The organism is Siccirubricoccus deserti (genome assembly GCF_014283215.1).
Classification (GTDB): domain Bacteria; phylum Pseudomonadota; class Alphaproteobacteria; order Acetobacterales; family Acetobacteraceae; genus Siccirubricoccus; species Siccirubricoccus deserti.
Window position 1 is genome coordinate 1 of sequence record NZ_JACOMF010000119.1, and the last position, 6808, is coordinate 6808.

8 protein-coding genes are annotated in these 6808 nt (G+C 64.0%); 3 read left to right on the forward strand and 5 right to left on the reverse strand.

The genetic code is table 11. The features are described 5' to 3' along the window. On the forward strand, positions 1-375 hold a 375-nt coding region (locus H7965_RS28100), incomplete at its 5' end, for a DUF4337 family protein (RefSeq protein WP_186773836.1). Positions 376-703: 328 nt separating this feature from the next. Here H7965_RS28100 and H7965_RS28105 read toward each other — a convergent pair. After that, positions 704-1081 carry a response regulator gene (locus H7965_RS28105; RefSeq protein ID WP_186773837.1) on the reverse strand — a complete coding sequence of 126 codons (378 nt, stop codon included), beginning with the start codon at positions 1079-1081 and terminating at the stop codon, positions 704-706. A gap of 290 nt (positions 1082-1371) precedes the next feature. Continuing rightward, positions 1372-1923: a DUF2934 domain-containing protein gene (locus H7965_RS31850; protein ID WP_315898715.1), complete on the reverse strand. Its 552-nt coding sequence runs from the start codon at positions 1921-1923 to the stop codon at positions 1372-1374. Positions 1924-3237: 1314 nt separating this feature from the next. On the opposite strand from H7965_RS31850, the gene H7965_RS28115 reads away from it, so the two are divergent. Further along, complete coding sequence (locus H7965_RS28115) at positions 3238-3690, forward strand: hypothetical protein (protein ID WP_186773838.1); 453 nt, start codon at positions 3238-3240, stop codon at positions 3688-3690. Between the two features lie 48 nt (positions 3691-3738). Here H7965_RS28115 and H7965_RS32115 read toward each other — a convergent pair whose 3' ends face one another. Further along, the gene (locus H7965_RS32115; RefSeq protein ID WP_186773839.1) at positions 3739-3921 is read right to left on the reverse strand and encodes a DUF3606 domain-containing protein; all 183 of its coding nucleotides are present in this window, start codon (positions 3919-3921) and stop codon (positions 3739-3741) included. A 352-nt stretch (positions 3922-4273) separates the two neighbouring features. Here H7965_RS32115 and H7965_RS28125 point away from each other — a divergent pair, with 352 nt between their 5' ends. After that, the gene (locus H7965_RS28125) at positions 4274-4537 is read left to right on the forward strand and encodes a hypothetical protein (RefSeq protein ID WP_186773840.1); all 264 of its coding nucleotides are present in this window, start codon (positions 4274-4276) and stop codon (positions 4535-4537) included. 599 nt (positions 4538-5136) lie between these two features. On the opposite strand, the gene H7965_RS28130 is transcribed toward H7965_RS28125, so the two are convergent. After that, a complete protein-coding gene (locus tag H7965_RS28130) occupies positions 5137-5760 on the reverse strand; it encodes an antibiotic biosynthesis monooxygenase family protein (protein ID WP_186773841.1) in 624 nt (207 codons plus the stop codon). A gap of 778 nt (positions 5761-6538) precedes the next feature. Then, on the reverse strand, positions 6539-6808 hold a 270-nt coding region (locus H7965_RS28135), incomplete at its 5' end, for a hypothetical protein (RefSeq protein ID WP_222440867.1).

Sequence of the window (6808 nt, forward strand, 5' to 3'; positions counted from 1 at the left end):
AAACGACGCCTCGGCTCGGCTCTGAGCGCTCGCAGCGGTGCCGCGCAGGCGCGCGAAATCATCCTGCGGGTCCTCACCCACAACCTGATGCTCCTCAGGTCGCCCACCACAGGGTTTCAACAATGCAAGAGCGAGCCAGAGACGCGCGAGGGGCGGCGCGAACTGATGGAGCGGGCTCGGGCGGCGGAGGCGGCGCGCGACCGCGCCATGCATGAGGACAGGCGCTACGACACCGCCGCCGCCCTCTTGCAGGTGGGGATCGTGCTCGCCTCGGCGGGGATCATCACTGGCATGGTGGCGCTCGCCTGGGCGGCTGGGCTGCTCGGACTTGGCGGTGCCGCACTGTCTGCGCTCACCCATACGGCGCTGCTCTAGCTTCAAGCAGGACGCTCGGCAGCCTCATACCCGCTGTCAGTGCAGACCATGCATCACGAAAGGCCGGCGTGGGAAGGCATGCTCGAAACGAACTTGTCACTCAAGTTGGGCATGATGCTCGGCTGCACCTTAGGGGCTGCGGCGCGAGTTGCGGTGCCGTGCCTGCGGGAAGCCGCCATTCACACGGTGGGTCGTATCAGCGCTTCATATCCGAGCTTGAAGCACCCGTGCAGGGCGGCGTTGCCGCAGTGGCCGAAGCCGTGGCGGTTGACGCAAGGCGAACTGCCGGTGCTGTAGCATCATGGCAGTCCCGCGTGGTGCCGGGCAGCTAGGCGGCGGCTCTGGCCGAGGCGGCGGTGGCTGCGCTGCGAATAGCTTCTGCCAAGACCGCCGGAGCAAAAGGCTTCTGGAGGAAGCGCTCGCGGCGGCTCAGGGGATTCTGGCGGTGCTCAGGCGCGATGCCGCTGATCAGGATGACCTCGATCGCCGGGTGGCGTTCCCGCGCGATGGCGGCCAGATCGACTCCGTTTAGCCCAGGGCCAAGGTTGATATCAGCGACAAGCACGTCTGGAACCTGACCGGCGCCGATGAGGACGAGGGCGTCTTCGGCGCTGGCAAGCCCGTCCACCTCGATACCCTCCTTGGCCAGCGTCTCCGAAAGCGCCGTACGCACCAGTGCATCGTCCTCAATCAGCAGAACCCGCATAGACCCGCTCCTCTGCCGCATCAGACGCGGCATCTACCGCCATGTTTCCGAAAGCGGTGTGCAGCCGGAGGTTCGCGTGACGCCGTCTTCAGGCCGCTCGGCCGTGATGGCGCGGCGCGATTGCAGTTGATGATCCAAGCCCAGTCACGAGGCGTGTTGTCCCTCGCCACCGACTTCCGCGGCCGGGAATGGCGCCCGCTTACAGGGTGGTGCTGCCGGTACCCTTGCTCTTCCATACCCAAGGCATCTGCTTATGCGTGTTCCGGGACGGCGGGCACCTCAGCCCTGAGTCATGCTGCTCGGGCCTCCTCCTGACGCGCTCGGCACCAAAACTCGTGAGCGCGGCCCTCGGGGCGGCCCTCCCGCTCCCAGAGAAAGTAGGCACGCTCCCGGAGGTGATGCTCAGGCTCATGCCCCACGATCGACGTGTCGTCCTGCCGCCCGCCCTCAGGGGTATCGGATATCTGCCATGACGGCGACCTCCCAGGACGCTCCGGTCGCACGCCCTCCCCACCCTGGTCAGGCTGTAATGCCCTAACCGCAGCCTCGTCGGCCGCCTTGAGGAGAGCGTCGATGCGGACAGAGATCGGCTCGGAGTCTTGCGCCAGACCGCATCGGCCGCGATGGATTGTTCGATGCTCCGCGCCCTGGTGCCGATGTAGATCTACTGCGACGGTGATGAAGTCGTCGGCCACGACCACTGACCGATAGAGGGCAGTTCCACGATCATCTACAAGTGCCACCCAGGTGATCCAGTTGGGGGCTTGTTCCGGCGAGGGACGTCCGATCTCCCACCACACGGGACCGGAGGGCTTCGATGATTGCGGCGGGGGTGAGGACACGGCCAGACCTCCGGGCTGTGTGTTGCACGTCTAAAAGACAAGCGGGTGGTTCGGTTGCGACGTTCCGCAGCAACGAATAAGCCTTGTGGCGCGGTGCGGCGCGAGTGGCGGACCTCTGCTCATCCGCTTGTTATGAATCTAGCCTAAGATCGCAACAATGCTGATTGAGTTCCGTATCTAATCTGGAATGTGCCGTTCGGATGCGGCGCCTGCCGGGAGGCAGAGGACTTGAGACATGCGACCGAGTAGTGGTCCCGGCTCAGGCGGCCCAGGCCGGGCGGCGCACCCGCTTCAGTAACCCCAGGCATCAACAACTCCGTCCCTCCTTCACTGTCTGACTGCGCCGCCATCCTGGCACTCGCATGGGGGTCTGGCGTGCTCGAGAGTTCGCAACCGCTCATCACGGGATCGAGATGGCTGGTCGCTTGATCTTCATCAAACCTGATCAGGCGTCCCGCCTTAGGACATCGGCGCGATCCAGATGACGGCGCTAGAGGAACCAGGGCCGGGAGTGCGGCGGGCGTGTCGGACTTCGAGAAGACGTTCAGTGTTCCCGCTGGCCATTCACTGCGGCTGGTTCGGACCGGTGCCGCGGCTGGTGGGGCTCCAATCTGGGAGCACGAGGAGCGCGACACCGACGGCAGGCTGGTGGCCATCTACGAGAGTTGGCCCCAAGCGGCCGGTGGCCTCGCCTTCGTCAAATACTCGCCCCATGGTTGGGTACTCAGCATCTCGGGGCGGTCACCGCGCCTTCCGCCCCTGAAGCGTTCTGTGCAATCAGCGGTGACGCCAACCTTCACCACGCCCGCCGCGGAGGTTTGACCGGGCTGCCGGACAAAGGAGGCGCAATGGACCCCCTCGTCGTGCTGGCGATTGGCACAGTTCTGCTCCTGGCAGTTCTGATCGGGCGCAGGATGGCCCATCGTCCTCGCCACCGCAGGAGCGGCGCAGAATGGCGTAGCGCGCACGGCAGGCTGGCCCGGCGGCAGGAGACATACCGTTCGGGCGCTACCCCCGTGGACATGCCACCTTGACCGAGCCGCGTCCGCCAGATCGATAAAACGGTGTCGGGATTGCGATCCACATAAGGCGAGGTGCCCTGGTGCACCTGAGGCCATCTCGGCTGCGGCATAGCGCTGTCTGCTATGGCTGCCCGGTTTCCTGCTTCAACGCCTCGCCGTGGCGCCTTTGAAATCGCGCATACGACACCGCCACCCTACTGGGCTGCTGGTAGCATTGTGCCGAAATGCGGCGAGTCGACAGCCTGCCTATGGAAAACCGCTGAGGCCATCGAACCCCGATAGGAGTACACCGATGACCAGAATGGGCCGGGCTCCAAGCCGAGCGTTTCTCGGCTTTATTGCCGCTGTGATATCGGTGCTGACCTTCCACCAGGGCATGTGGGCGCTGCTGCACGCCGTCGGGATCATGCCACCCGCTCCCTATCCCATCAGCCCGGTGCCGCCCTTCGGGGTGCCGCTGATCGTCAGCCTTTGCTTTTGGGGTGGGCTGTATGGTGCTGCATTCGGGCTGCTGTTCCCGAGGCTGCCGCGCCGGATGCCGGCTTGGCTTCTGGGACTTGGGCTCGGCCTGCTTGCCGCGGCTGTCGGTTGGTTTGTCGTGGCGCCCCTGAAAGGCCAGCCGGTTGCCAGCGGCTTCGTCCCAATGCGCATGTTGATCTCGGTACTGATCAACGGCGCATGGGGTTTCGGGGTTGGCATCATCCTCCCAGTTCTGATGGCAAGGAGATCGGCAATACGTGCGTGAGTCTTGATGGCAAGCGCCCCTGCGGCAGGAGCGCCTTGTCCAGCCATTCTAACCCGTCTTGCCCAGCACCCGGGCGATGCTCACCGCTGAGGTGCCGACTTCGGCGACTGCGGCTCTCAATTGCTCAGGCGTGACCCTCCACTTGTTACACCAGCCAACGACCTCCGCAGGCTTGCTCACGTCCACATGAGCACGCTCCCACGATGTCGGCTTTCTCGGCTCCACGCCCATGATCTGCCCTCCCTGGATGGCCTGCACCGCTTGGCCTGGGTTTCATCTGATGATTGCGGGGCAGCGGTCCCAGGCGCCGGGTCGCAAAAGTTGTAGCGCATCTGCGTGTATTGACGGACAGGCACGCTGCCGCTGGCCTCCTGCATTTGATCCGCTACAGGAGTTTCGTGCTGAGGTGGCCGGATGGTGGCACGCCGTGATGCATCCCCGGGGTGCCGGAATGGCTCAAGGCGACTGCATGATGATGATCGAAGAGTACTCGGTCGCTCCACTTGGCTTTGGAACTGCAACCAAGTGGTTCAAGCATCGTTCAATAATGCCCTAATCAACTTAGGGTGGAACCATGCAAAGGATGTATGTTGCGGCGCTGGCACAACCCTTGAGTGTCGAATACCTTCTGCTCGATCCCGTCCAATACGCCCTAGCGAAGGACCACCCTGGCGGTCTGTTCGATTTTGTGCGTCGGACGCCGGGTCTCGATGGCGGCGCGCTCCGCTTCAAGTCCATCGCGGCGCTGCGGCGGCACTGCCAGGAGAACGGCATTGAGATCGCTGGCGACCTGCATGGCTGTCCGGGGGAGCAAGGCGTTCCGCGGACCGGAAGCGGCATCCTGTAGTCCCACAAGCTGGACCTAGGCCGACGGAGCGGCTGCGAGCACTGTACCCTACCGTTTCAATCTGAAGCGCGCGAGCGGGACCAGCGGCCAGTCCCTTGGCCCTGGCGGTCTGGCATCGGCCGTCGTTTGTGCTGTGGTCACACCTCAGCGCAACGGCAGTTCCAGTGCGGCTGTGAGGCTTCCACAGGAGGGCAACCGCGGGAGAAATTTATTTGCCACGAGGACGCCTGTCATCCTCGCCAGCCTCCGATCTACGGCTGGCATGAGCCTGCCGTCCACCTACCCCGACCACGGCATCGTCGCGAGGATAAGGTGGTGAACTGGTACCCCTGTTGGTGCGTCTACCGGGGCGAGGGGATGTCAATGCCGATCGAAGCACATGGACCTGCGGAAGCTAGAGCAACTTCCACTGCTGTGCCAACTCCGATGCCGCACTCGCTGCCCAACGACGTGCAGGAGGTTTCTGACGAGGACCCGCCCACCGGGCATGTCGTCACCGATGCTTATGCTGAGGCAGCCGATCCGACGGGGGTCGTCAAAGATACAAAGCAGGTTCCAGAGCCGGATAGCCTCGGCGGATAATCGGCAGCGCCCTATCTCTACACTGTCGCCAGCACGACCGTCTCGCCCATCACAGTTCGCGGGGGTTGGTAGGCCATCTCACCCAGGCGTTTGCGCATGATCCCAACTACCTGCTCGTGTGCGCGCATCGCCTCCTCGTGCGTGTCGAAGAGCGTGATGGAGATCGCCCGGTCGGGGTCAGCTTCGTCACGGAAGGCATAAAAGCCACGGAAGCCGGGAGCGTTCGTGATGGCCGGCAGCGTGTACTGGCTCACCACGGAATGCATGGCCTCAGTCTGTCCGGGGAGCCCACGGTAGCTGCGGATGACGACAAAGAGGGCCTGCTGCGGGTCCTTCTGCTCCTGCGGGTGCGCGATCGAATCGAAGACCGTCTCCCCTCCCACGACCTCTGGCTCGTCGGGCATCAGGTCGCGCATGTTCGCGTCAACCCACTGTCGCACGCATCGGTGGGCGTCCATGGCTGTGCCCTTATCGTCGAAGATGCTGACAGAGTAGGCGGAGTCACCCTGCTCGGTGACGAAGGCGCAATAGCCTCGAAAGCCGGGCCGCCCCCGAAGCAGCGGGACAATGTGTGCCCGAGCGCGCCGTGCGGCCTCCTCAGGGGAGCCCGTCAGTCCGGTCCTCCTGATCACCACATACATGGCACTGGCTTCCTTCCTCTGAACTCCAACTCGATGTGCGCGAAGCGATGGCAGCTTGGTCCCGGTGGGGTCGTCGGCCGGCGCACAGTCCGACGGGTGGCGGCTTGGCCTATCCGACGGACTTCGGCAGACGTTCCAGAACCGCTTTTCCAGCAGTCCATGCATCCTCGGCGGAGCGGTAAAGCCGTGTCGAGCATCGGAAGGGCTCCGCTCGCCCCTCCAGATGGATTACCCAGGTCCAAGGTGTTGGCGGGCGGGCGAGGCGCAGGACTTTGACTACGAGCCGCGGCGAGATGCCGGTCCCAAGAGGCGGGTCAGTTTGCAGCTTGTTCATGAGCATCCAAGGTTGTCAGATCGCTGTTTCCGTAGCGCCCTGCGGATTACGGCGTTCTACGGGAGCGGCGGAACTTGGCAAACGCTAGGCTGCGCCTCAGCCTGAAGGGGCGCCGCTTGTGCTCGGCTGGCCTGATGTTCTACTTTTGTCCCCAGCCATGGACCTGTCCTTCACCTTCACAGTCGCCGACCTCGCTTCGGACGAGGCCGTTCGGCTCCGATGTGACTGCTGTGACCGGACCTACGGTCGGGCTGAACTCGCGGCGCTGGTGGGATGGGATGCTCGGCTTCACCTCGTCGGGCTAAACCGTGCCCTCTGGTGCCGGGAGTGCGGCGAGCCGCCGTTCACGGGTTGGCTCATCTCGGCGACCCCCAGCCGGACCTGAAGGTCCATGCAGCATGGAAGTCAAAGATACAATGCTGCTGGTGGGTAGGAGGACCAAATCTACCTGCTTTCCCGGAATGAGAGCGACATTGTGGTCACCGCCTCCTCGAAGCAGGGCCGCATGTCGCGCGGAAACTCAATCCAGAGCGTGGCAATGACCTGTCCCGCCCGTGAGAGGAAGGTTCGGCGGTAGAAGATTCGGCCAGCGACATAGCCCGAGAGAACGAACCAGTTGTCCTTTGTCCGCTCGTAGGTGATGGTGCCGCGGCTAGCCTCAATGACGTCCCGCTTCGCCTCCCGCAGCAGGTCAGCGAGGGGCTGCCCCATATT